The organism is Arthrobacter sp. fls2-241-R2A-200 (assembly GCF_030209745.1).
GTDB lineage: Bacteria > Actinomycetota > Actinomycetes > Actinomycetales > Micrococcaceae > Arthrobacter.
In genome coordinates, this window is record NZ_JARVRJ010000004.1 from 246,194 (window position 1) to 266,947 (window position 20,754).

Here is a 20,754-nt window from a genome sequence, read left to right on the forward strand (position 1 = left end):
AGCTCATTCAGGACGGTTCGGCGAACCACAGCTTCGTTTCGCCATACTTCTTCTCCGCGAACAATTCCAGGCCCTCCGGCCAGGTAGGTTCCGGGCTACGTGAGCTTCTCTCCACGACCACCACGGCATCTTCGTCCAAGTGCGGCGCCAACTTGGCCAGCACCGAGCTAAGCGCCAGCTCGTCCAACGGATACGGCGGATCGAGGAAAACCAGGCCCCAACTGCCCTCCAACCCCGCACGGTCAAGGAATGATTCCACTTTGGATCGGTGGACGGAGACCCGCCGGGCGCCCAGGATTTGGTTCACCATATGGGCATTGCGTTGGCAGACATCGCTGGCCTTGGCGTCGAACTCCACCAGTTCCACACTGCGGGCGCCCCGGCTGGCGCTCTCAACACCCAGGGAACCGGAGCCTGCGTAGAGGTCAAGCACCCGCGCGTCATCGATAACAGCCAAGGATTCCAACCGGGAGAACAGGGCCTCCTTGACACGGTCCGTGGTGGGCCGTGTGGCCGTGCCCGGCACGCTGATCAACGGATTGCCACCGGCCACGCCGGCAATTACACGGCTCATCGGTGTGATCCGTTCCCGGTGATCGATCCTGCCATGGGCCTATCCGCGTTCAAGGAACGCCTCCTTTTCGGGATTCAAGTACTCGTCGATTGCCGCGGCAAGGGCCGGCTGGTTTTGCAGAGTGGGGTCCTCGGCCACCAACGCCTGGGCGTCCGCGCGGGCACGGGCGATGATATCTTCGTGTTCCAAAACGCGCAGCAATTTCAGGGTGGAACGTCCCCCGGACTGCGAGGCACCCAGGATGTCACCCTCCCGGCGAAGCTTCAGGTCCTCTTGGCTCAACTCAAAGCCATCCGTGGTGGACGCCACTGCTTCCAGCCTCCGGCGGCTCGGATGGCCCGGCTCCAAGGTCGTCACCAACAGGCAGGTTCCCGGCAGCCCGCCACGCCCCACGCGGCCACGGAGCTGATGGAGCTGGGAGATGCCGAAACGATCAGCATCCAAGATCACCATCAACGTGGCATTGTGGACATCCACACCCACTTCGATGACCGTGGTGGACACCAGGACTTTGGTTCGGTTGGACGCGAATGACTGCATGGTTTCGGTCTTCAACTGCGGGTCCTGCCTGCCATGCAGGGGCGCCACAGGGACACCCGCCAGGGCAGGCTCGGCCAGCAAACTCTCGACGACGGCGGTCACGGACGCGAGCTCCCTCGCCGGTCCATCATCCCCGGCCCCATCGGACCCGAGTGGATCAATTGGTTCCGCTTCGCCGGGGCTGAAGTCGCCGTCGTCGTCCGTTCCGATCTTCGGGCACACCACATAGACCTGATGGCCCGCGTCAACTTCCTCGCGGGAACGCTTCCAGATCCGGTCTGCCCACGCCGGATTCTCCGCCAGTCCCACCACATGCGTGGAAATGGGCGCCCGCCCCGCAGGGAGCTCGTCCAGCACCGAGGTCTCCAGGTCTCCGAAGACCGTCATGGCCACTGTCCGGGGAATCGGGGTGGCTGTCATGACCAGCAGGTGCGGTGGACGCTGCGCCTTGGCCCGCAGTGCGTCGCGTTGTTCCACGCCAAATCGGTGCTGCTCATCCACCACGATCAGGCCAAGATCCTGAAAGCTCGTCTTATCGCTGAGCAGTGCGTGGGTTCCGATGATGATCCCAGCGTTCCCGGACGCGGCGTCCAGCATGGCCTGCTTTCGGGCAGCCGTGGGCATGGAGCCGGTCAGCAGGGCAACCTGGACCGCTTGCTGGGTGGAGTCCCCGCCCAGCATCCCGGCGCCGCCGAACATCTGGTCGCGTGCCAGGGAGCCCAAGGTCCGCCGGATGGAATCGTAGTGCTGGGCTGCAAGGACCTCCGTGGGCGCAAGCAACGCAGCCTGGCCACCTGCGTCCACCACTTGAAGCATGGCCCGGAGGGCGACGATGGTCTTGCCGGACCCTACTTCACCTTGCAGTAGGCGGTTCATCGGTGTATCCCGAGCCAGCTCTTCTGAAAGGGTCTTGCCGACAGCGGACTGTCCCGCCGTGAGGGTGAACGGCAGGTTGCCATCGAATTTCTCCAACAATCCCCCGCTGACCCGACGGCGGGCGGTCGCCTCTTCGGCTGCCAACTGGGACCGTCGCCGGGCCAAGGCTGTCTGCAGGACCAGCGCCTCCTGGTAGCGGAAGCGATCCTGTGCCCTCCGCCAATCCTGATCGGTCTCCGGAGAATGGATCAGCCGGTAGGCATCGGCTACGCTCACCAGGCGGTCCCGTCCTGCGATCGCCGGAGGAAGCGGGTCCTGCAGGGCGTCCAGGTCAAGGGTCTGAAGCAAAGCGGTGACCACTTTGTGGATGGACCAGCTTGTCAGTTTGGCGGTTGCCGGATAAACCGGGATGGGGATGGCCGCCAACTTTTCGGGGTCCATGGAACCCTCGGTATCAGGGTCTTCATCCAACAACAGGAAGTCCGGGTTGGTCAGTCCCAAGGATCCCCCGTAACGGCTGACCTTGCCCGAGAACATGGCACGGCGTCCGGGCATCAATTCGGCTTTTGCCCGGAATCCGTTGAAAAAGCTGACCTTCAATTGCCCGGGAACACCGCTCGCGGCAGTCTCATCGGTGACCACGACGTCTGTGATGGAACCTCGCCTGGCCCGCATTTGCCGTGTGCTGTTGGAAAGGACACGGGCAATCAGTGTCACCTCCTCATCCAACGGAAGGTTGCTGATGGGAGTAAGCTCACCGCGCCTCAGGTATCGGCGGGGAAAATAGTTCAGCAGTGCACCGGTAGTCTTCAGGCCCAGATGTTTGTCGATGACGGCGGCGGACCGTTTTCCAATTCTGCGTTCAAGGGGCAGCTCGAGCTCAGTATTCATGCGGCGGGAGGTCCTCCTGCCCGGGGCTCCCCTGACCGGCGCTGACCTGACCAGTACTGAGCTGCCCGGGGTCGCGGGGAAGTGCCAACTCGCTCACGGCTATGTCCGTAGGGTCCCCCAGCGAACGGATCAGTGCCACGGCCGGCCCGGGATCGGCTACGTGGACGTGGACCCGCCAGCGGTAGCTCTTTTCCACCACCGAGTCGTCATCGTCGTCGTCGTTTCCCGCAGCTGCCCCGACTTGGCTCATGATCACGGAATCGCCCATCTCGTCCAAGCGTTGCCTGAGGATGGCTGCGTTGAGCGGCGACAAATCGATGGTGCACATGACTTCCACGCCGTCGTCGGCAGGCATCTGCTCGTGGATGTGCGGGTCTTGGAGTTTATAGCCGTGCAGTCCCTCAAGAAGCTCATCCTGCAGTTCTTCGCCGAGCACCGCCGAGCGAAGGCAGTCAAGCACCAGCAACATGCCCACGCCTCCGGCGTCCACTACACGAGCCGCCTGTAGTTGCGCGAGCTCGCCCTCGGTGCGCACCACTGCCTGGACCGCGGCTTCAACAACCGCGTCCAGGGCCAAGCCCAGGGCATGGTTGCTGTCGTCACCGTTTTGGGAAGCATCCGTGGCCTGAGCCGCCTTCGCAGCGGCCTCAAGGACCGAAAGCATTGTCCCGGCAACAGGCTCGCTCAGGGCCGACCACGCCCGGATTTGGGCACGGTTCAGTGCGGCGGCCAGCAATGGCGCACTGAGCCTCGATTTCCCGGCCAACGGCTCAGCGGCGGCTGAGAGGAACACAGCTAACAAGGTCCCCGAATTGCCCCTGGCTTGCTCCATGGCTGCCTGCCCGGCACGTGAAAGTACTGCCCCGACGTCGTTGCTTGTTTCGCTGGTCTCCGGTGCGGTGCCGCCGACGGCAGCCACGGCTGCCCGGACGGTGAGATACAGGTTGGTGCCGGTATCGCCGTCGGCCACGGGAAAGATGTTGATCGCGTTTAGACGGTCGCTGTGGTTGCCAAGGACTACTTCCGCCTTGCCGAGCCAACGTCTCATGGCGTGCGCATTCGCGGCGATCTTAGTCTGCAAAGTGATCCCATCCAACGGTGTCGGCAGCTTGCCCGGCGATCCGGACGCCGGTGCCTGACGGCATGACATCGGCTTGAACCGAGCCTATCGCAGTGAAGCCTTGCGGCAGCTGAATTCCTGCTGGGAACGTGGCAAGGAGTCCGTGGTCTTCTCCCCCGCCAAGAACCCAAAACATCGGCTCGACGCCGAGAAGAACCGCTGCCGATTCCAATGGCCGGGCATGAAGCGCCAATGCCTTCGGATCGAAATCCAGAACAACATTCGAAGCCTTCGCGAGCCGGCCTGCGTCCCGGAGAAGCCCATCGGATATATCGAGCATGGCGGTGGCGCCCGTCCGGGCAGCCAAAGGTCCTGCCTGCAACGGTGGCTCAGGCCTGCACTGCCTATCAATCAAGGCCCGCTCCGTTGCGGTCAGCCGTTCGATAGGCACGCTGCTCTCCAGCAACGCCCATCCGGCCGCAGCGCGGCCCAAAGTCCCCGCAACCGCTACGACGTCGCCGGGTACAGCGCCGGAGCGCAGCACCGGTTCTCCTCCTGAAAGCGTCCCGACGACGGCGACAGTCACCGTTATTTCGCGGCCCCGGCCAAGGTCCCCGCCGGCAACGGAGCATTCCTCGGCACCCAAAGCCGCGATCGCCGCGGTGAGTCCGTCAGCGAATTCCTCCACCCAGCCAACGGGCGTGGCCGGCGGCAGGGTCAGGCTCACTACAAGGGAGGTAGCCCTGCCGCCCATGGCATTGATATCGCTGAGGTTTTGGGCGGCCGCTTTCCACCCGACGTCGAACCCGGTGGTCCGGTAGCCGTTGTTCCACTCAAGCCTGAAATCCTGGTCCTGGGTTTGGGTGTCAATGGAGATCAAGGCACGCCCATCCGGTGCCGCGATCAGTGCAGCATCGTCCCCAGGACCCAACAACATGCTGGAACTGGAGTTAAGCCGTGGAAAAATCCGGGCAAGGAGTTCGGGCTCTGAAAGGTCACTGACGGCTAACTGTTCTTCGGGCACGGCACTACGCTATCGCGATCCACTGACACGATAGTCCCGGGCTCGGCCGGTGGGCTTGGAGAGGATCACGAGGCAGGTCCATGCGGGATAGGCTTGGTGGATGCTCCAAAAGACCCTCCGCCGGTCCGCCGTGACCACGATGTTCGTGGCTGCGTCGGCCCTGGCCCTGTCCGGCTGTGCAGCCACCGTTGATGTCAGTGCCGCCGCCGACGCCGCCAACCCGGCCTGCGCTGCGATGATGGTGGCACTGCCGGACCAGATTGGCGATTCTGCCCTGCGCAAGACCAACAGCCAGGCCACTGCCGCTTGGGGAGACCCGTCGCAAGTCATCCTGCGATGCGGCGTCAATGTCCCCGGGCCGACCACAGACCGTTGCGTCACCGTCAACGGCGTCGACTGGGTCATCAAAGAGGGTAACCCGATCTACACCCTGACGACATTTGGGCGCAACCCTGCCACCGAGATATTGATGGACCCCAACAAGATCAGCTCAGCCACGGTCCTCGCGGACTTGGCTGCTGCGGCGTCCAAGATCAAGGCCACCGGAAAGTGCGTGGGCCAAGAGGACCTGCAAAACCTGCCGTCCTCCGGTTCCAGCACTCCACCAAGCTAAGCACCAGGCTAAGCACCAAACTAAAAAAGACAGTGTCTGTGCCCGAGACTTCCAGCCGGCACAGACACTGCCCTCAAGGGGCTAGCGAAGGCCGGTCTTGCGCGTCAGCGCAAGGTGGAGGAGTTCATCGATCAACTCCGCATAGGACATCCCCGATGCCGCCCACATCTGCGGGTACATGCTCTTGGGCGTGAACCCGGGCATGGTGTTGATCTCGTTGATGATGAGCTCGCCGGAGGGGGTGTAGAAGAAGTCCACCCGGCTCAGCCCCTCGCCCCCTACCGCGTCGAACGCGACCGCAGCCAGTTCGCGGACCCGGGCGATGGCTTCGTCGGGAATGTCGGCAGGACAGCTCAGCGACGCGGCGCCGTCCTCGACGTACTTGGCTGCGAAGTCATAGAACTGGTGGCCACCCTCAGCAACGGCAATTTCACCCGGCATCGATGTGCGGGGCGCGGCTATTCCCCGTCCTTGCAGGACGGCGCATTCGATTTCCCGGCCAATGATGCCCGCTTCAATGACGAGCTTCAAGTCGTGGCGGCGCGCTTCCTCAATCGCTCCGTCCAAGTCCTCGATCGAATCAACCTTGGAGATACCCATGGACGAACCTGCCCGGGCCGGCTTGACGAACACCGGGAAACCAAGCTTGTCCACCCGCTTCCGAACCGCCTCGGGATCGGTGAGCCAGTCCCGGTCGGTCACGGCAATGTAGGGACCCACAGACAAGCCTGCGGCTTCAAAGACTACCTTCATGTAGTGCTTGTCCATCCCCACCGCTGAAGCGAGAACACCGGCACCGACATAGCGGGTATCCGAGAGCTCGAGGAGGCCTTGGACTGTCCCGTCCTCACCCCATGGGCCGTGGAGGAGCGGGAAGACGACGTCCACGGAGCCAAGTTCCTTGGGAATGGCGTTCGGCTCAGTCACCACGAGCTGATGGGTACCTCCGACCTCGGCGAGGGTCACCGTTTGGCCGGACGGTTGCACTTCCGGAAGTGCCGAGGAGCTCAGGGACCACTGGCTGGTGTCGCCGGACGCCAACACCCACTGGCCCGACTTCGCGATGCCGATGGGGACGACGTCGTATTTTTCCTGGTCAATCGCGCCCATCACGCCAGCAGCCGTGACGCAGCTGACCGCATGTTCACTGGAGCGGCCGCCAAAAAGGATCGCCACGCGGAGCCGGCGTCCAGGTGCGGGTGTGGATTCTTCTGTCACCATCAGTAGTCGCCTTCAGACTTCAGGGCCCGGGCCAGCAATCGCGGCCCTAGGTCATCAACGGACATTTTGCCTTCGAGGACGGCCACCACAGCGGCCGTTATGGGCATTTCAACGTTCAGTTTGCCAGCGAGTTCTCGCACCGCCGGACCGGACTTGATGCCTTCGGCGGTCTGGGTCATCTGCACGGCAACCTGCTCCAGGCTCAGCCCTTGCCCGAGGAGCCTTCCGGCCGTGTGATTGCGTGAAAGGGCCGACGAGCAGGTAGCAACGAGGTCACCGAGACCAGCCAGTCCGGCCATGGTGTGTGCTTCGCCCCCCAAAGCCAAGGCCAGCCGGGATGTCTCGGCGAGGCCACGGGTGATCACGGAAGCCTTGGTGTTATCTCCCATTTGCCGGCCCTCGCAGATGCCGACCGCAAGCGCAATGACGTTCTTCACGATGCCGCCGATTTCGACGCCGACCACATCGGTACTGGTGTAAGGCCGGAAATAGGGCGCGGTGCAGCACAGGGCAATCGCTGCGGCGGTGTCAGGATCACTGCAGGCAACCACCGACGCCGTCGGCTGCTCACCGGCGATTTCCATGGCCAAGTTGGGCCCGGACACCACAGCCACCCGGGACTCAGGGAGGCCAAGCTCCTGGGAGATCACTTCGCTCATTCGGGCGTCAGTACCCAGCTCAAGGCCCTTCATCAGGGATACCACCACAGCGTCCGGTGAGAGAAACGGCTTCCACTGGCTCAACTGCGGCCTCAATGACTGTGCCGGCACAGCGAGGACCACGAGGCCCGCCCCGCGGAGGACCTCCGCGACATCCGTGGAGGCCTCGATGGCTGGAGGCAGGTCGATGCCGTTCAGATACTGCTCATTACGGTGCTGGGAGTTGATCTGGTCAACAACTGCTTGGCGGCGTCCCCAAATGCGGATGGTCCGGGTCACGCCCGTGGCAGAAGCAGCATCGGCCAGGACCTTGGCAAAGGTAGTCCCCCACGAGCCCGCTCCGAGCACTGCAATGGAGCTCAGCCCGTGGCCCTCGCTCAGGCCCTCGCCCAGCCCCTCACCCTGGGTGATCGGTCCCGTCATTTCCCGCCCTCTTGCTCCGGTACGTCGGTGGATTCAGGCGCATCGAACCGTCCATGCTTGGACTGCTGGTGCACGGCGGGGTCCCAGCGCTGGGCGGGGGGAGTTTCGTTCCTAAGCGTTGCCAAAAGTTCCGTGATGGCGTCCATGATCAGATCGGTCGCCTCATTCAGCGTGGTCCGGTCCAGTGGGCGGTCGGCGAAGGCACTCAGGTCCACAGGGTCCCCTACGAGGACCCTGACGGTCTTCCGCGGAAAGACATGAAAACGCTTGGCATACCGGGGAAAGACTTCCTGGGCGCCCCAATGAGCCATGGGAACCACCGGGGCTCCGGTCTGCAGGGCAAGCCGGGCGGCTCCGGTGTGTCCCTTCATGGGCCAGAGGTCCGGGTCCCGGGTCAGCGTTCCCTCGGGGTAGATGATGATGGCGCCGCCGGCGTCCACCACTTCGCGTGCCAGTTGCAGGGAACGGTGCGCGCCCGCCGTCGAGCGTTCAACCGGAATCTGCCGTGCGGCCCTTAGCAAGGCACCCAAGACGGGCACCTTGAAGAGCCCCGCCTTGGCAAGGAAGTGCGGTGGACGCTTGAGGTTATAGACCAGGTGGCCGATCACCACGGGATCAATTTCCGTGCAATGGTTGGGCGCGGCAATGAACCCGCCCGGGGGAAGCTTTTCGGTGCCTTCCCACTTCTTGGCCATCAGGGCGTTCATCAACGGCCGGGCGAGCCCGGCGAGCAGAATAAACGTGGCCCGGCTCTTGGCCGATTCCTTCAAAGGATCCCCCGCTACTTGGTGCTGGTGATGTCGAAATCGGCGCCCAGGCCGGCCAGCTTCTCGGTAAAGCGCTCGTATCCGCGGTTAATAATGTCGATGCCGGTCACCCTGGAGGTACCCGTTGCAGCCAGCGCCGCGATGAGGTGGCTGAAGCCGCCCCGGAGATCGGGGATGTCAATGTCGGTGCCCCTCAGCGGTGTGGATCCGGAAATCACCGCGGAGTGGAGGAAGTTGCGCTGCCCGAACCGGCACGGGACGCTGCCCAAGCATTCCCGGTGGACTTGGATGTTGGCGCCCATACGCGCCAGGGCCTCCGTGAAACCAAAGCGGTTCTCGTAGACCGTCTCGTGGACAATCGAAACACCGTCGGCCTGGGTCAAGGCGACCACCAACGGCTGCTGCCAGTCGGTCATGAAACCGGGGTGCACGTCGGTCTCCAAAACCAAGGGTGAGAGCTTGCCGCCTTGGTGGTAGAAGCGGATGCCGTCGTCGCCGATATCCATGCCGCCACCGACCTTGCGGTACGTGTTCAGGAACGTCATCATGTCCCGCTGCGAGGCACCCTGGACGAAGATATCGCCGCGGGTCACCAGGGCAGCGGAAGCCCACGACGCCGATTCGTTGCGGTCAGCAAGGGCGCGGTGGTTATAACCGCGCAGGTCCTTGACTCCTTCGATCCGGATGGTGCGGTCCGTCTGGACGCTGATGATGGCGCCCATCTTCTGCAGGACGGCGATAAGGTCGACAATCTCCGGTTCCGTGGCTGCGCCGCTGAGCTCCGTGATGCCTTCAGCGCGGGTAGCGCTCAGGAGGACCTGCTCGGTGGCACCCACCGAGGGATAGGGCAAGGAAATCTTGGCTCCCTGCAGTCCGTGCGGCGCCGAGATGTGGATCCCGCCGGGTCGCTTTTCCACCACGGCACCAAATTGGCGCAGCACATCCAGGTGGTAGTCGATGGGCCTGTCACCGATCTTGCAGCCGCCAAGGTCGGGAATGAAGGCCTCACCAATGGCGTGGATCAAGGGCCCGCACAGCAGGATGGGAATCCTGGAATCACCGGCATGCGCATCGATGGCCGTGCTCGAAGCGGTCTTCGCGTCCTTGGGATCCAAAGTGAGATCGCCGGTCTCCGGGTCTTTGGCCACCGTGACACCGTGAAGCTTCAGCAGGCTCGTTACTACCTCGACGTCCTTGATCTCCGGAACGTTGCGCAGCACCGATGGTTCGCTGCCCAGCAGGGCAGCCACCATGGCTTTGGGCACCAGGTTCTTGGCACCGCGGACGGTTACTTGTCCGGTCAACGGGACGCCACCGCGGATTGTCAGAACACTACTCATCTATACCGGTTTCCTCACGACTACTCGCACCCCAAACTTACAAAGGCTCCAGCTAAGCATAGAAGCTCGTGTTACCGAACTGAAATGCGGCGCGATCCCGGTGAGGGTGATCGAAGCTGATCCCCACCCGCTGGGGGCACCTACGAAAAGGGACCGGCGGCCCCGCGATCAACGGGGCCTACCGGTCCGATTCTGCAGTGGCCTGGGCCAATATGCAAAGGTTACTGCTTATTAGCTCTTCGCGGGGAGCGTCTTCGGTTTGAAGGACGGCCGCGTGGCCTCGAAGGCCGTGATGTCTTCCTCGTGCTGCAAGGTCAAGCCAATATCGTCCAAGCCTTCCAACAACCGCCACCGTGTGTAGTCATCGATCTCGAACGGGGCCACCACGTTCCCGCACTCCACGGTCTTGGACACCAGGTCCACCTTGACCTCGGCACCCGGATTGTTCTCCAGGACCTTCCAGATCAATTCAATATCGTCCTGCGCAACCTCGGCAGCCAGAAGCCCCTGCTTCCCTGAGTTGCCGCGGAAAATATCAGCAAAGCGCGAGGAAAGGACGGCCTTGAACCCGTAGTCCTTCAAGGCCCAGACGGCGTGTTCACGGGATGAGCCGGTACCGAAATCAGGCCCGGCAACCAACACCGAACCGGAGCGGAAGGGAGCCTGGTTCAGGATGAAAGATTCGTCCTTCCGCCAAGCGGCAAACAGGGCGTCCTCGAAGCCAGTGCGGGTGATGCGCTTGAGGTAGACGGCCGGGATGATCTGGTCCGTGTCAACGTTGCTTTGGCGCAGGGGGACGCCGATTCCGGTGTGCGTGGTGAATTTTTCCATGGGGTCCTCCTAGACTGCGATTCCGGTCAGCGTGCCCGCGGAAGCAGACTCGAGGTCCGACGGTGAACTGAGTGTCCCGCGTATGGCTGTTGCTGCAGCTACGACCGGGGAGACCAGGTGCGTGCGCCCGCCCTTGCCCTGCCGGCCCTCGAAGTTGCGGTTGGACGTTGAAGCGCAGCGCTCCCCCGGCTCCAACTGGTCCGGGTTCATGCCCAAGCACATGGAGCAACCGGCGAAGCGCCACTCAGCACCGAAGTCCTTGAAGACTTTGTCCAAGCCCTCAGCTTCGGCCTCCAAGCGCACCCTGGCCGAGCCCGGAACCACCAGCATGCGCACGTTGGGATCCTTTTGGCGTCCGCGAATGATGTCCGCAGCGGTCCGGAGATCCTCGATGCGGGAGTTGGTGCATGAGCCGAGGAAGACAGTGTCCACCCGGATATCTTTCATGGGCGTGCCGGCTTCCAAGCCCATGTACTGAAGGGCACGTTCGGCGGCGGCCTTGGCGTTCTCGTCACCAAAATCTTCCGGCGAGGGAACTTTGGCGGAAAGCGAAACACCTTGACCGGGGTTGGTTCCCCACGTCACGAACGGTTCCAAGGTATCGGCGTCGAGGTCCACCTCGGCGTCGAAAGCGGCGTCGGCGTCCGTGTGCAGCGTGTTCCAATACTCGACGGCGGCATCCCACTCAGCGCCCTCAGGTGCGTGCGGCCGGCCGTGCATGTAGTCATACGTGGTCTGGTCAGGTGCAACCATCCCGGCGCGGGCTCCGGCTTCGATGGACATGTTGCAGATGGTCATCCGAGCATCCATGGACAGCGAACGGATGGCTGACCCACGGTATTCAAGAACGTAGCCCTGGCCGCCGCCGGTCCCGATCTTGGCAATCACGGCGAGGATGATGTCCTTGGCCGTGACACCCGGGCGAAGGGTGCCTTCGACATTGATGGCCATGGTCTTGAACGGCTTCAGGGACAGGGTCTGGGTGGCCATGACGTGCTCGACCTCGGAGGTGCCGATGCCCATTGCCAAGGCACCGAATGCGCCATGGGTGGACGTGTGCGAGTCGCCGCACACAACTGTCATGCCCGGCTGGGTCAGGCCCAATTGCGGACCCACGACGTGCACGATTCCCTGCTCTTTGTCCCCCAAGGAGTGGAGCCGGACACCGAATTCCTTGCAGTTGGCACGCAGGGTCTCGATCTGCGTACGGCTGGTCAGGTCCGCGATAGGCTTGTCGATGTCCAACGTGGGAGTGTTGTGGTCCTCCGTGGCGATGGTGAGATCCGGCCGGCGCAGCTTCCTGCCGGTCAAGCGGAGGCCTTCAAAAGCCTGCGGCGACGTGACTTCATGAACAAGGTGAAGGTCGATGAAGAGAAGGTCGGGCTGTGCGTTGGCTCCTTCGCCATCACCCTTGCGCACCACATGTGCGTCCCAAACCTTCTCGGCCAGTGTCTTTCCCACGGCCATGCTCCCTTCACTGCGGCTGGTGCCCTGCCTCTCCGGATTTCAGAGGCATGGGACTGTTTCTCTATCCACTGAAGCAGGATGATCGCGGAATAAGCCAGCGAAAGAACTTGCATCTCAGATATTGAGACGGCAATATCATTACATGGACAATTCAAGTGGCGTCGGCGTCATCGATAAAGCGGCCCAAGTGCTCGATGCCCTCGAGGCCGGACCAACCACTCTCGCGCAGCTTGTAGCCGCCACCGGCCTTGCCCGTCCCACGGTCCACCGGCTGGCCTTGGCACTGGTCCATCACCGCTTGGTGAGCCGTGACATCCAAGGGCGCTTCGTTCTGGGCAGCCGCTTGGTGGAACTCGCCTCGGCCGCCGGAGAAGACAGGCTCATCGCCTCTGCCGGCCCGGTCCTCATTCAACTACGCGACGCCACCGGTGAGAGCGCCCAGATCTTCCGCCGCCAAGGCGACTGGCGCGTGTGCGTGGCATCGGCCGAGCGCCCGATCGGCCTGCGCGACACGATTCCGGTAGGCACCCAACTGTCCATGAAGGCAGGTTCCGCCGCCCAAGTGCTGCTGGCCTGGGAAGACCACGACCGCCTGCTCGAAGGGCTGCAGAACGCCCGCTTTACGCCCACCGTCCTTGCAGGTGTACGACGCCGGGGCTGGGGACAGAGCCTCGGGGAGCGCGAGCCCGGGGTCGCCTCCGTGTCGGCGCCCGTACGCGGGCCGTCCGGTCGCGTCATCGCCGCAGTATCGATATCCGGTCCGATCGAGCGGCTGACCAGGCAGCCGGGCCGGTTGCACGCTGAAGTTGTGTGCAACGCAGCACGGGTCCTTACCGAGGCACTCCGGAAGAACAATGACTGACAAGCCTGACGCGCGGAGAGCGGCCTTGACCAGCTATGCCGTTTTCCTGCGGGGTATCAACGTTGGCGGCATCAATATCAAGATGGCGGACCTCAAAGACGCACTGGCCGGTTATCCGTTCAGCAAGGTCAAGACGTTATTGGCCAGCGGCAATGTGGTGTTGCAATCCGGGCTGGGTGCTGCCGACGTCAAAGGCCAGTTCGAGAAGTGCCTGCGGGAAGCCTTTGGCTACGATGCCTGGGTGGTGGTGTTGACGGCGTCCAGGATCGCCGAACTCGTGGAGGCCTGCCCGTATCCTGCCGACGACCCATCGACCCACGCGTACATCACCCTCGCCTCGGACAGCGCAATGCTCGACGAACTGGTGGATGCGGCCCAAGCTGTGGGCAGCGTCGAGAAAGTGCGGCTCGGGCCGGAAGCCCTGGCCTGGTTGGCGCCAGCCGGTGGCACCCTCGAAAGCCCTGTCAGCAAGGTCTCGGCGAAAGCCCGTTACAAGGCGACCACCACCACGAGGAACCTGCGGACCCTGATCAAGGTCCGGGACGCCGCGGCCGCGTCCTGACGCTCGCGCGCAAACAGACTCGAACGGAAACAGACTCAAACCGCTAAGGCACGAAGCCGGCTCCGCATTTTTACCCAAAGAAAAAACCCCCGGAAACCTGCTGGTTTCCGGGGGTTATTTGTGACCCCAGCGGGATTCGAACCCGCGTTACCGCCGTGAGAGGGCAGCGTACTAGGCCGCTATACGATGGGGCCTTGCACTGTTTTTGTACTAACCTTGCCGTTTCCGGCGAAGAAGCTGAATGAGTATTTCACACTTTCAACCCTTGTCCAAATCGCTCAGGCGACTCGGACTTCCTGATCTTCCGGCGCCGTGGCGCGGATTTTCAGAGCTGGGATACCAGGACTCGAACCTAGAATGACGGTACCAGAAACCGTTGTGTTGCCAATTACACCATATCCCAAAGGCGACTTCCGGACCGGAGGTCAACGCCCCGGATTACCGCGGCTTTTTCCTCCGTGCCCCTCAGCACGAGTAATGACTCTACCCGAGTCTTCTTACCGGCACAAATCGCACCGAGGTTAGCCGCGTCACAGATGCCTGTGTCACACGTCCAGCGACGAACCTACCGATTCGGGGGTCAACAAGCCCAGCAGGGACTCCACCTGCCGGCCACTGAAACCCTCCGCCGATTGCGAGGTCCTGTTCAGCCACACCCCCACCAAGCCTGCCGCCGTGGCGCCCTCTGCATCGAGGAGCAGGTTGTCTCCCACGTACATCGTCTGGGCGGCATCGGTGCCCAACAACCGGACCCCTTCACGGTAGATGGCGGGGTCTGGTTTGGGCACGCCCACCGTGTCTGTCCCCACCAAGACCTTGATCCTTGACAGACCCGCCCCATCCAGCTTTGCCCGCTGGTAGTCGTGCACGTTGTTACTGACGGCTCCATACGGGATTCCGGCAGCGTCAAGGGCATCGAGCACCGGGCCGACGTCGTCAAAGGCCCGGACGTAGGCCGTTTGGCGCTGGTGGTAGGCCGCCACCCACGCTTGGGACTCGTCGTCGTCGCCAAGGTCCACCCCGAAGTGGCCCAGCGCCGCACGTCCGCGGAGCAGGCGTTGTTCGTTGAAGGTCAACTCGCCAGCCAGGTAGCGGTCATAGAAGTGGGTGGTTTCGTGGGTGAAGATTCGGCCGAACTTCGCCCACCCGGCTTGGTCAAGGCCGGGCAGGAGATGTTCGCTGACGTCGCGCAAGGCGGTCGTCATGGCGTACTCAAGGTCCACCAAAGTGTCATCGATGTCGAACAGGACACCGCGGATGATTCCGAAGGAACGTGCGATCGCCATGACTGCCGTTACTAAGCCCGGAAGGCGCGCACGCGGGCGAGTGAGGAATCCTTGCCCAGGATCACCATGGACTCGAAGAGCGGCGGGGAGATGCGGCGGCCGGAGATGGCGGTACGTACCGGCCCGAATGCCATTCGGGGCTTGATGCCGAGATCTTCGACCAGGGCTTGCTTGAGTGCTGCCTGGATGTTCTCTGCCGTCCAGTCCTCCACGGGCTCCAGGGCTGCTAGCGCTGCATCAAGCACTTCTGCCAAGTTCTCCGGGAGGCCCTTGCGGGCGTCGTCGGCAACATCGATGGCACTATCTTCCTTGAAGAGGAATGCCAGCATTTCCGGGGCCTCGCCCAAGAGGGTGATTCGCTCCTGAACCAACGGGGCTGCTTCGGCCAGGATCTCCTCTTGGCGTGGCGTCAGGATCTCCCCCACAAAACCGGCTGCCCGGAGGTAGGGAACCAGCCGTTCCTTGAAGTCTTCCGGTGCAAGCATCCGGACATGGGTTCCGTTGATCGCCTCGGCTTTCTTGATATCGAAACGAGCCGGGTTACCCAGGACGTCGTGGATATCAAAGTTGGCCACGAGCTGCTCCACCGTGAAAATGTCCTCGTCGGCGCTCAGGGACCAGCCCAACAACGACAAGTAGTTGAGCAAGCCCTCGGGAATGAAACCCCTTTCCCGGTGCAGGAACAGGCTCGACTCGGGGTCGCGCTTGGACAGTTTCTTGTTGCCCTGACCCATGACGTACGGAAGGTGCCCGAACTCCGGCATGTACTCTGCCACCCCAATGGCATAAAGCGCTCGGTACAGTGCGATCTGCCGGGGGGTGGAGCTGAGCAGGTCCTCGCCGCGGAGGACGTGGGTGATGCCCATGAGTGCGTCGTCCACCGGGTTCACCAGCGTGTACAAAGGGGCGCCGTTGGCCCTGACCACTGCGAAGTCGGGCACGGAGCCGGCCTTGAACGTGATCTCGCCGCGAACAAGGTCGTTGAATGTCAGGTCCTCGTCCGGCATCCGCAGCCGCAGGACGGCCTCGCGGCCCTCGGCCTTGAACTGGGCGAGCTGCTCCTCTGTCAGGTGGCGGTCAAAGCCGTCATAACCCAGTTTCGGGTCACGGCCAGCGGCCTTGTGACGTGCTTCGATCTCCTCGGGCGTCGAATAGGACTCATAGACGTGGCCACCGGCCTTGAGCTTTGCAATGACATCCTGGTAAATGTCACCTCGCTGGGACTGGCGGTACGGCTCGTGCGGGCCGCCTACCTCCACACCTTCGTCCCAGTTGATCCCAAGCCACTTGAGTGCGTCGAGCAACTGGTGGTAGCTCTCTTCGCTGTCGCGGGCAGAGTCAGTGTCCTCGATGCGGAAAATCAGCTTTCCGCCCGTGTGCCGTGCGTATGCCCAGTTGAACAGGGCAGTACGGATCAAGCCGACGTGCGGGGTTCCCGTGGGCGAGGGGCAGAAGCGGACGCGGACCGGGGTCTCGGCGTTGACGGCGGGGATGGCGCTGGAGGCAGTATTCGACGCAGAAGCAGTAGTCATAGTGGTTCCAACTTTACCGCTTGGCACTGCGGTGGTTTCCCGCTTGAAACGCCCGACGGCGGCCTGCGCCTTTCCGGGGAAAGGCGCGGACCGCCGTCGGGCGTGGCTGTTAGTGCCTCGGGCTGGGAGCCTAGCGGCGGACCACCGGGTTGGAGAGCCGGCCGATGCCCTCGATCTCCACCTCGAAGCGGTCCCCCTCACTGACCAAACCGACACCTGCCGGGGTCCCGGTCATGATGACGTCGCCGGGGAGCAGGGTGAAGGCGTGGGAGACGATCGAAACGAGTTCGCGTACACCCCGGATCATCTGGTTCGTGCTGCCGTCCTGGCGAAGTTCACCGTTGAGCCGCCCTTGGATGGACAGGTCTTCGTGGTCCAGTTCGGTTTCAATCCACGGTCCCAGCGGCGCCGAGGTGTCGAAGCCCTTGGCACGCGCCCACTGCAGGTCGGTTTTCTGGACGTCGCGGGCCGTGAGGTCGTTGCCGCAGGTGTAGCCGAAAATGACGTCGTCCACGCGGTCTTCGGGAACGTCCTTGCAGATGCGGCCAATGACCACGCACAGCTCAGCTTCGAAGGAAACTTCCTCGGAGAACTCAGGAAGGATGATGGGATCGTTCGGGCCGATCACCGAGGTGTTGGGCTTGAGGAACAGCAACGGCTGCTGTGGGACCTCGTTGCCCAGTTCGGCCGCGTGCTCGGCGAAGTTCCGCCCGACGCCGATCACCTTGCTGCGCGGGATGATGGGGGCCAAGAGCCGGACATCCTCAAGCTTGTGCTTCACGTGGGTGGGAACGACGCCGTTGAAGAAAGGATCGCCGTTGATGACAGTGATTTCCTCACTGCCGGGCTCGCCTTCCACAACGCCGTAAAGGGGATCAGAATCAACTACAAACCGGGCGATACGCATGCGCTCAAGCCTACCGCCAGCCACCGGATGTCCTGTGACGCCGGATAGCTCAGTTGCGCAAGTAGTCCAGCTGCGCAGCTACGGACGTCTCGGCCGCCCACCTGACGGAAGGGTCGACGTCGGGGTACACGGCATCGGTGACCGCAGCTACGGACGCGCCCTGGCCAAGCCGTTGCAGTGCTGCCCGGATTTGATCGAGCCTTTGCTCGCGGTGCTCGCGGTACTCACGGCACTTCTCATCCAGCGCCGGCAGCACGGGCCCATGGGCTGGCAGGAGGATCGCAGGGCCCAGCTCCTCGAGGCGCTGCAAACTAGCGAGGTAGTCCCTCAGCTGTCCATCCGGGTAATCCAAAACGGTGGTCCCTCGCCCCAGGATGGTGTCGCCCGTGAGGACGGAGCCGGTGTGACCGTCCCCCGGCAAGTGGAAACAGAGCGAGTCCGACGTATGGCCCGGTGTGGCCACAACGCGGATCTCGACGCCGGCAGCGTCCAGGACTTCGCCATCTGTGAGAGGTTCACCGCCGTGGCAATGTTCGGCGGATGCGGCACGAACGGGGGCGCCGGTCAGCTCGTGGAAACGCGCGGACGCCTCGGTGTGGTCCGCATGGCGGTGCGTGATGAGGACCAATTCCACCACCCCTGATGCTGCCAAGGCCTCCAAGTGGTGCTCGTCAGCGGGTCCCGGGTCCACGATCACCACACGGCTGGAGCCCGGAGCGCTGATGACATAGGAATTCGTGCCGTCCAGGCTCATGGGACCGGGGTTGGGCGCAAGCCGGAAGCGGGTCAGCTCACTGCTGCGCTGCAGGCCGGAGGAGTCACCGGCCGGCGTATTACCGGAACTCGCCGTTGATTCAGAAGTCACTACCCAATAATGGCACGGCCCCTCCGCTCGAAACACGAGCAGAGGGGCCGTCAACGGGCGTGTTGGGCTGGGAAGTTTGCTAGACCAGGCGGGTGCTTAGACCAGGCGCGTCAGCCAACCGTGGGTGTCTTCGACCTTGCCGGTCTGGATGCCCAACAGCTGTTCGCGGATGGCCATGGTGGTCTCCCCCGCCGTAGCGTCCTCGGACCCGATGAACTCGGTGGCGTCTTTGAGCACGCCGATGGGTGTGATGACAGCGGCGGTCCCGCAAGCGAACACTTCAGTGATCTCACCGGAAGCGACGCCGTCGCGCCATTCATCCAAGGTGATCTTGCGTTCGGAAACTTCCCGACCCATGTCCTTGGCTACCTGGATGACGGACATCCGGGTGACGCCCTCCAAGATGGTGCCGCTGAGGGCAGGCGTCACCAGCGAGCCGTCCTTCATGACGAAGAAGACGTTCATGCCGCCGAGCTCTTCCACGGCGTCATCATTGAAGTGGTCCAGGAAGAGCACCTGCTTGCAACCGTTGGCTTCGGCTTCCTGCTGTGCGATCAATGATGCGGCGTAGTTCCCGCCGCACTTGGCTGCCCCGGTCCCGCCACGGCCGGCGCGCGCGAATTCACGGGAGATCCAGATGGAAACGGGCTTGAGTTCGCCGCCGAAGTAGTTACCTGCCGGGGATGCAATGACCCTGAAAGACACTTCGCGTGCGGCCCGGACGCCCAGGAACGCCTCGGTGGCAATCATGAACGGACGAAGGTACAAGGCTTCGCCATCGCCGGAGGGAACCCATTCCTGATCCGCCTGCACCAGCTCGCGAATGGCTCCGATGAAGTACTCCTCGGGAAGTTCCGGGAGGGCCAAGCGCCGGGCGGACTTGTTCAGGCGGGCGGCATTGGCCTCGGGCCGGAATGTCCACACAGAACCATCGGCGTGACGGTAGGCCTTAAGGCCCTCGAAAATCTCCTGACCGTAGTGCAGCACTGCGGCCGAGGGATCCAGCGAAATGGGACCGTAGGGTTCGATTCGGGCGTTCTGCCAACCGCCTTCGCCAGCGACGTCTACCTTATAGTCGACGACGGCGGTGTGGTCGGTGAAGTAGTCGCCGAAACCCGGGTTCGCCAGGACGGCTGCACGCTCCTCAGCAGATTTCGGGGTTTCCGAAAGCTGCTGGCTGAATTCGACGCCATGGGCAGTCTGAGTCATGATTCCTCCACTGTCAGCTACCTGGCGCCGAACTGTCCCGAAGGATCTGATTCAACGATGGACCAGGGAAGCAGGTAAATAATTCAACACAAGCTTACGCCCGGCTGGCAGGCCTAAAGCGCTGCCGCAATGGCGTCGCCAATCGCAGCGGTGCTGCGCGGTTCGCCGGTGCGGTTTTCGACGTCGGCCACTACTGCCGCTTCGATCTTGCGGGCCGCCGTGGTGTAGCCAAGGTGGTCCAGGAGAAGGACTGCCGAGAGGATAGCGGCCGTGGGATCTGCCTTCTGCTGGCCGGCGATGTCCGGCGCCGAACCGTGGACGGGTTCAAACATGGACGGTGCGGTGCGGTCCATGTTGATATTGCCCGATGCCGCCAACCCGATGCCGCCGGTGACGGCAGCGGCGAGGTCGGTGAGGATGTCACCGAAGAGGTTGTCGGTGACGATGACGTCGAACCGGGACGGGTTCGTCACCATGAAGATGGTTGCCGCATCAATGTGGAGGTAGTCGTGCGTGACATCGGGGAATTCGGTGGCCACTGCTTCCACGGTGCGCTTCCACAGGTGTCCTGCGAAAACAAGGACGTTGTGTTTGTGGACAAGGGTCACGTGCTTGCGGGGACGCTCGCTGGCGCGTCGGAATGCGTCGCGCACAACCCGCTCCACGCCGTGGGCGGTATTGAGCGAGACCTCGGTAGCCACCTCATGCGGAGTACCGCCGCGCAGCGTGCCACCATTGCCGACGTAAGGACCTTCGGTGCCTTCGCGGACCACCACGAAATCGATGGCGCCCGGATTGGCCAAAGGGCTGCCCACCGTACCGTACAGGCGCGACGGACGCAGGTTTACGTAGTGGTCGAGGCTGAAACGGAGTTTGAGCAACATCTCACGTTCGATGATGCCCGAGGGAATCCGGGTATCGCCGGGAGCGGCCCCAACAGCGCCGAAGAGGATGGCATCCCGGGTACGGAGGTCGGCAAGAACTTCATCCGGCAGCGTCTCACCTGTCTCAAGCCAGTGCTGGGCGCCGAGCTTGTAATGGGTCTGCTCAAGGGTGACGCCTTCGGCGGCCACGGCCTTTTCCAGGACCTTGATAGCTTCGGTGATAACTTCAGGGCCGATGCCATCGCCCGGGATGACAGCAAGATTGATCGACGTTGCACTCATGGATCCATCTAGCCAAGAAATCCACATGCTGGTCAAAAACGTCTCACCAGTCGAACAAAACTAACGCTCGATCTTGCTG

Annotated in this window: 19 protein-coding genes and 2 tRNA genes; 3 read left to right on the forward strand and 18 right to left on the reverse strand. The window is 63.0% G+C overall.

Annotated features, from left to right (window positions below):
* Positions 1-7: 7 nt before the first annotated feature.
* The 4 genes from rsmD to QRN42_RS05435 are packed head-to-tail and all read right to left on the reverse strand — an operon-like array spanning position 8 to position 4,965.
* Positions 8-574 carry a 16S rRNA (guanine(966)-N(2))-methyltransferase RsmD gene (gene rsmD / locus QRN42_RS05420; RefSeq protein WP_284978277.1) on the reverse strand — a complete coding sequence of 189 codons (567 nt, stop codon included), beginning with the start codon at positions 572-574 and terminating at the stop codon, positions 8-10.
* A 39-nt stretch (positions 575-613) separates the two neighbouring features.
* Positions 614-2,881 (reverse strand): ATP-dependent DNA helicase RecG, encoded by a 2,268-nt coding sequence (locus QRN42_RS05425; RefSeq protein WP_284978278.1) that lies wholly within the window; start codon positions 2,879-2,881, stop codon positions 614-616.
* Positions 2,871-3,929 (reverse strand): DAK2 domain-containing protein, encoded by a 1,059-nt coding sequence (locus tag QRN42_RS05430; RefSeq protein WP_284978279.1) that lies wholly within the window; start codon positions 3,927-3,929, stop codon positions 2,871-2,873. The genes QRN42_RS05425 and QRN42_RS05430 overlap by 11 nt, the downstream gene beginning before the upstream one ends.
* Positions 3,930-3,951: 22 nt before the next feature.
* Positions 3,952-4,965, reverse strand: a complete 1,014-nt coding sequence (locus QRN42_RS05435) for a thiamine-phosphate kinase (RefSeq protein ID WP_284978280.1) — start codon at positions 4,963-4,965, stop codon at positions 3,952-3,954.
* A 100-nt stretch (positions 4,966-5,065) separates the two neighbouring features.
* Between QRN42_RS05435 and QRN42_RS05440 the strand changes: the two genes are divergently transcribed.
* Positions 5,066-5,578, forward strand: a complete 513-nt coding sequence (locus tag QRN42_RS05440) for a DUF3515 family protein (RefSeq protein ID WP_284978281.1) — start codon at positions 5,066-5,068, stop codon at positions 5,576-5,578.
* A gap of 81 nt (positions 5,579-5,659) precedes the next feature.
* Here the strand turns inward: QRN42_RS05440 and QRN42_RS05445 are convergent, their stop codons facing one another.
* From QRN42_RS05445 to leuC, 6 genes are all read right to left on the reverse strand, one after another.
* Entirely contained in the window at positions 5,660-6,799 is a 1,140-nt protein-coding gene (locus QRN42_RS05445; protein ID WP_284978282.1) for a D-alanine--D-alanine ligase family protein, read from the reverse strand.
* Positions 6,799-7,881, reverse strand: coding sequence for an NAD(P)H-dependent glycerol-3-phosphate dehydrogenase (locus QRN42_RS05450; protein ID WP_284978283.1), 1,083 nt, complete (start codon positions 7,879-7,881; stop codon positions 6,799-6,801). Before QRN42_RS05450 ends, QRN42_RS05445 begins: the two co-directional genes overlap by 1 nt.
* Positions 7,878-8,651, reverse strand: a complete 774-nt coding sequence (locus QRN42_RS05455; RefSeq protein WP_284978284.1) for a lysophospholipid acyltransferase family protein — start codon at positions 8,649-8,651, stop codon at positions 7,878-7,880. The genes QRN42_RS05450 and QRN42_RS05455 overlap by 4 nt, the downstream gene beginning before the upstream one ends.
* Before the next feature lie 11 nt (positions 8,652-8,662).
* Positions 8,663-9,988 (reverse strand): UDP-N-acetylglucosamine 1-carboxyvinyltransferase, encoded by a 1,326-nt coding sequence (gene murA, locus QRN42_RS05460; protein ID WP_284975212.1) that lies wholly within the window; start codon positions 9,986-9,988, stop codon positions 8,663-8,665.
* Between the two features lie 231 nt (positions 9,989-10,219).
* Positions 10,220-10,819 carry a 3-isopropylmalate dehydratase small subunit gene (gene leuD, locus QRN42_RS05465; RefSeq protein ID WP_284978285.1) on the reverse strand — a complete coding sequence of 200 codons (600 nt, stop codon included), beginning with the start codon at positions 10,817-10,819 and terminating at the stop codon, positions 10,220-10,222.
* A gap of 9 nt (positions 10,820-10,828) precedes the next feature.
* Entirely contained in the window at positions 10,829-12,280 is a 1,452-nt protein-coding gene (leuC, locus tag QRN42_RS05470; protein ID WP_284975210.1) for a 3-isopropylmalate dehydratase large subunit, read from the reverse strand.
* A gap of 148 nt (positions 12,281-12,428) precedes the next feature.
* Between leuC and QRN42_RS05475 the strand changes: the two genes are divergently transcribed.
* Together QRN42_RS05475 and QRN42_RS05480 are read left to right on the forward strand one after the other, a co-directional pair.
* The gene (locus tag QRN42_RS05475) at positions 12,429-13,148 is read left to right on the forward strand and encodes an IclR family transcriptional regulator (RefSeq protein ID WP_014922101.1); all 720 of its coding nucleotides are present in this window, start codon (positions 12,429-12,431) and stop codon (positions 13,146-13,148) included.
* A 25-nt stretch (positions 13,149-13,173) separates the two neighbouring features.
* On the forward strand, positions 13,174-13,710 hold the full coding sequence (locus QRN42_RS05480) for a DUF1697 domain-containing protein (protein ID WP_284978299.1): 537 nt from the start codon (positions 13,174-13,176) through the stop codon (positions 13,708-13,710).
* 121 nt (positions 13,711-13,831) lie between these two features.
* On the opposite strand, the gene QRN42_RS05485 is transcribed toward QRN42_RS05480, so the two are convergent.
* The 8 genes from QRN42_RS05485 to QRN42_RS05520 all read right to left on the reverse strand — a co-directional run bounded on the left by QRN42_RS05485 (position 13,832) and on the right by QRN42_RS05520 (position 20,675).
* Positions 13,832-13,904: transfer RNA gene (locus QRN42_RS05485), tRNA-Glu, on the reverse strand.
* Positions 13,905-14,041: 137 nt separating this feature from the next.
* Positions 14,042-14,113: transfer RNA gene (locus QRN42_RS05490), tRNA-Gln, on the reverse strand.
* A gap of 142 nt (positions 14,114-14,255) precedes the next feature.
* Complete coding sequence (locus QRN42_RS05495) at positions 14,256-14,996, reverse strand: HAD family hydrolase (RefSeq protein ID WP_284978286.1); 741 nt, start codon at positions 14,994-14,996, stop codon at positions 14,256-14,258.
* Between the two features lie 11 nt (positions 14,997-15,007).
* The gene (gltX, locus tag QRN42_RS05500) at positions 15,008-16,528 is read right to left on the reverse strand and encodes a glutamate--tRNA ligase (protein WP_284978287.1); all 1,521 of its coding nucleotides are present in this window, start codon (positions 16,526-16,528) and stop codon (positions 15,008-15,010) included.
* Positions 16,529-16,658: 130 nt separating this feature from the next.
* A complete protein-coding gene (locus tag QRN42_RS05505) occupies positions 16,659-17,435 on the reverse strand; it encodes a fumarylacetoacetate hydrolase family protein (protein ID WP_284975207.1) in 777 nt (258 codons plus the stop codon).
* Positions 17,436-17,484: 49 nt separating this feature from the next.
* Complete coding sequence (locus QRN42_RS05510; protein WP_284978288.1) at positions 17,485-18,300, reverse strand: MBL fold metallo-hydrolase; 816 nt, start codon at positions 18,298-18,300, stop codon at positions 17,485-17,487.
* A 96-nt stretch (positions 18,301-18,396) separates the two neighbouring features.
* The gene (locus QRN42_RS05515) at positions 18,397-19,509 is read right to left on the reverse strand and encodes a branched-chain amino acid aminotransferase (RefSeq protein ID WP_284978289.1); all 1,113 of its coding nucleotides are present in this window, start codon (positions 19,507-19,509) and stop codon (positions 18,397-18,399) included.
* Positions 19,510-19,622: 113 nt separating this feature from the next.
* The gene (locus QRN42_RS05520; RefSeq protein WP_284978290.1) at positions 19,623-20,675 is read right to left on the reverse strand and encodes a 3-isopropylmalate dehydrogenase; all 1,053 of its coding nucleotides are present in this window, start codon (positions 20,673-20,675) and stop codon (positions 19,623-19,625) included.
* Positions 20,676-20,754 lie beyond the last annotated feature (79 nt).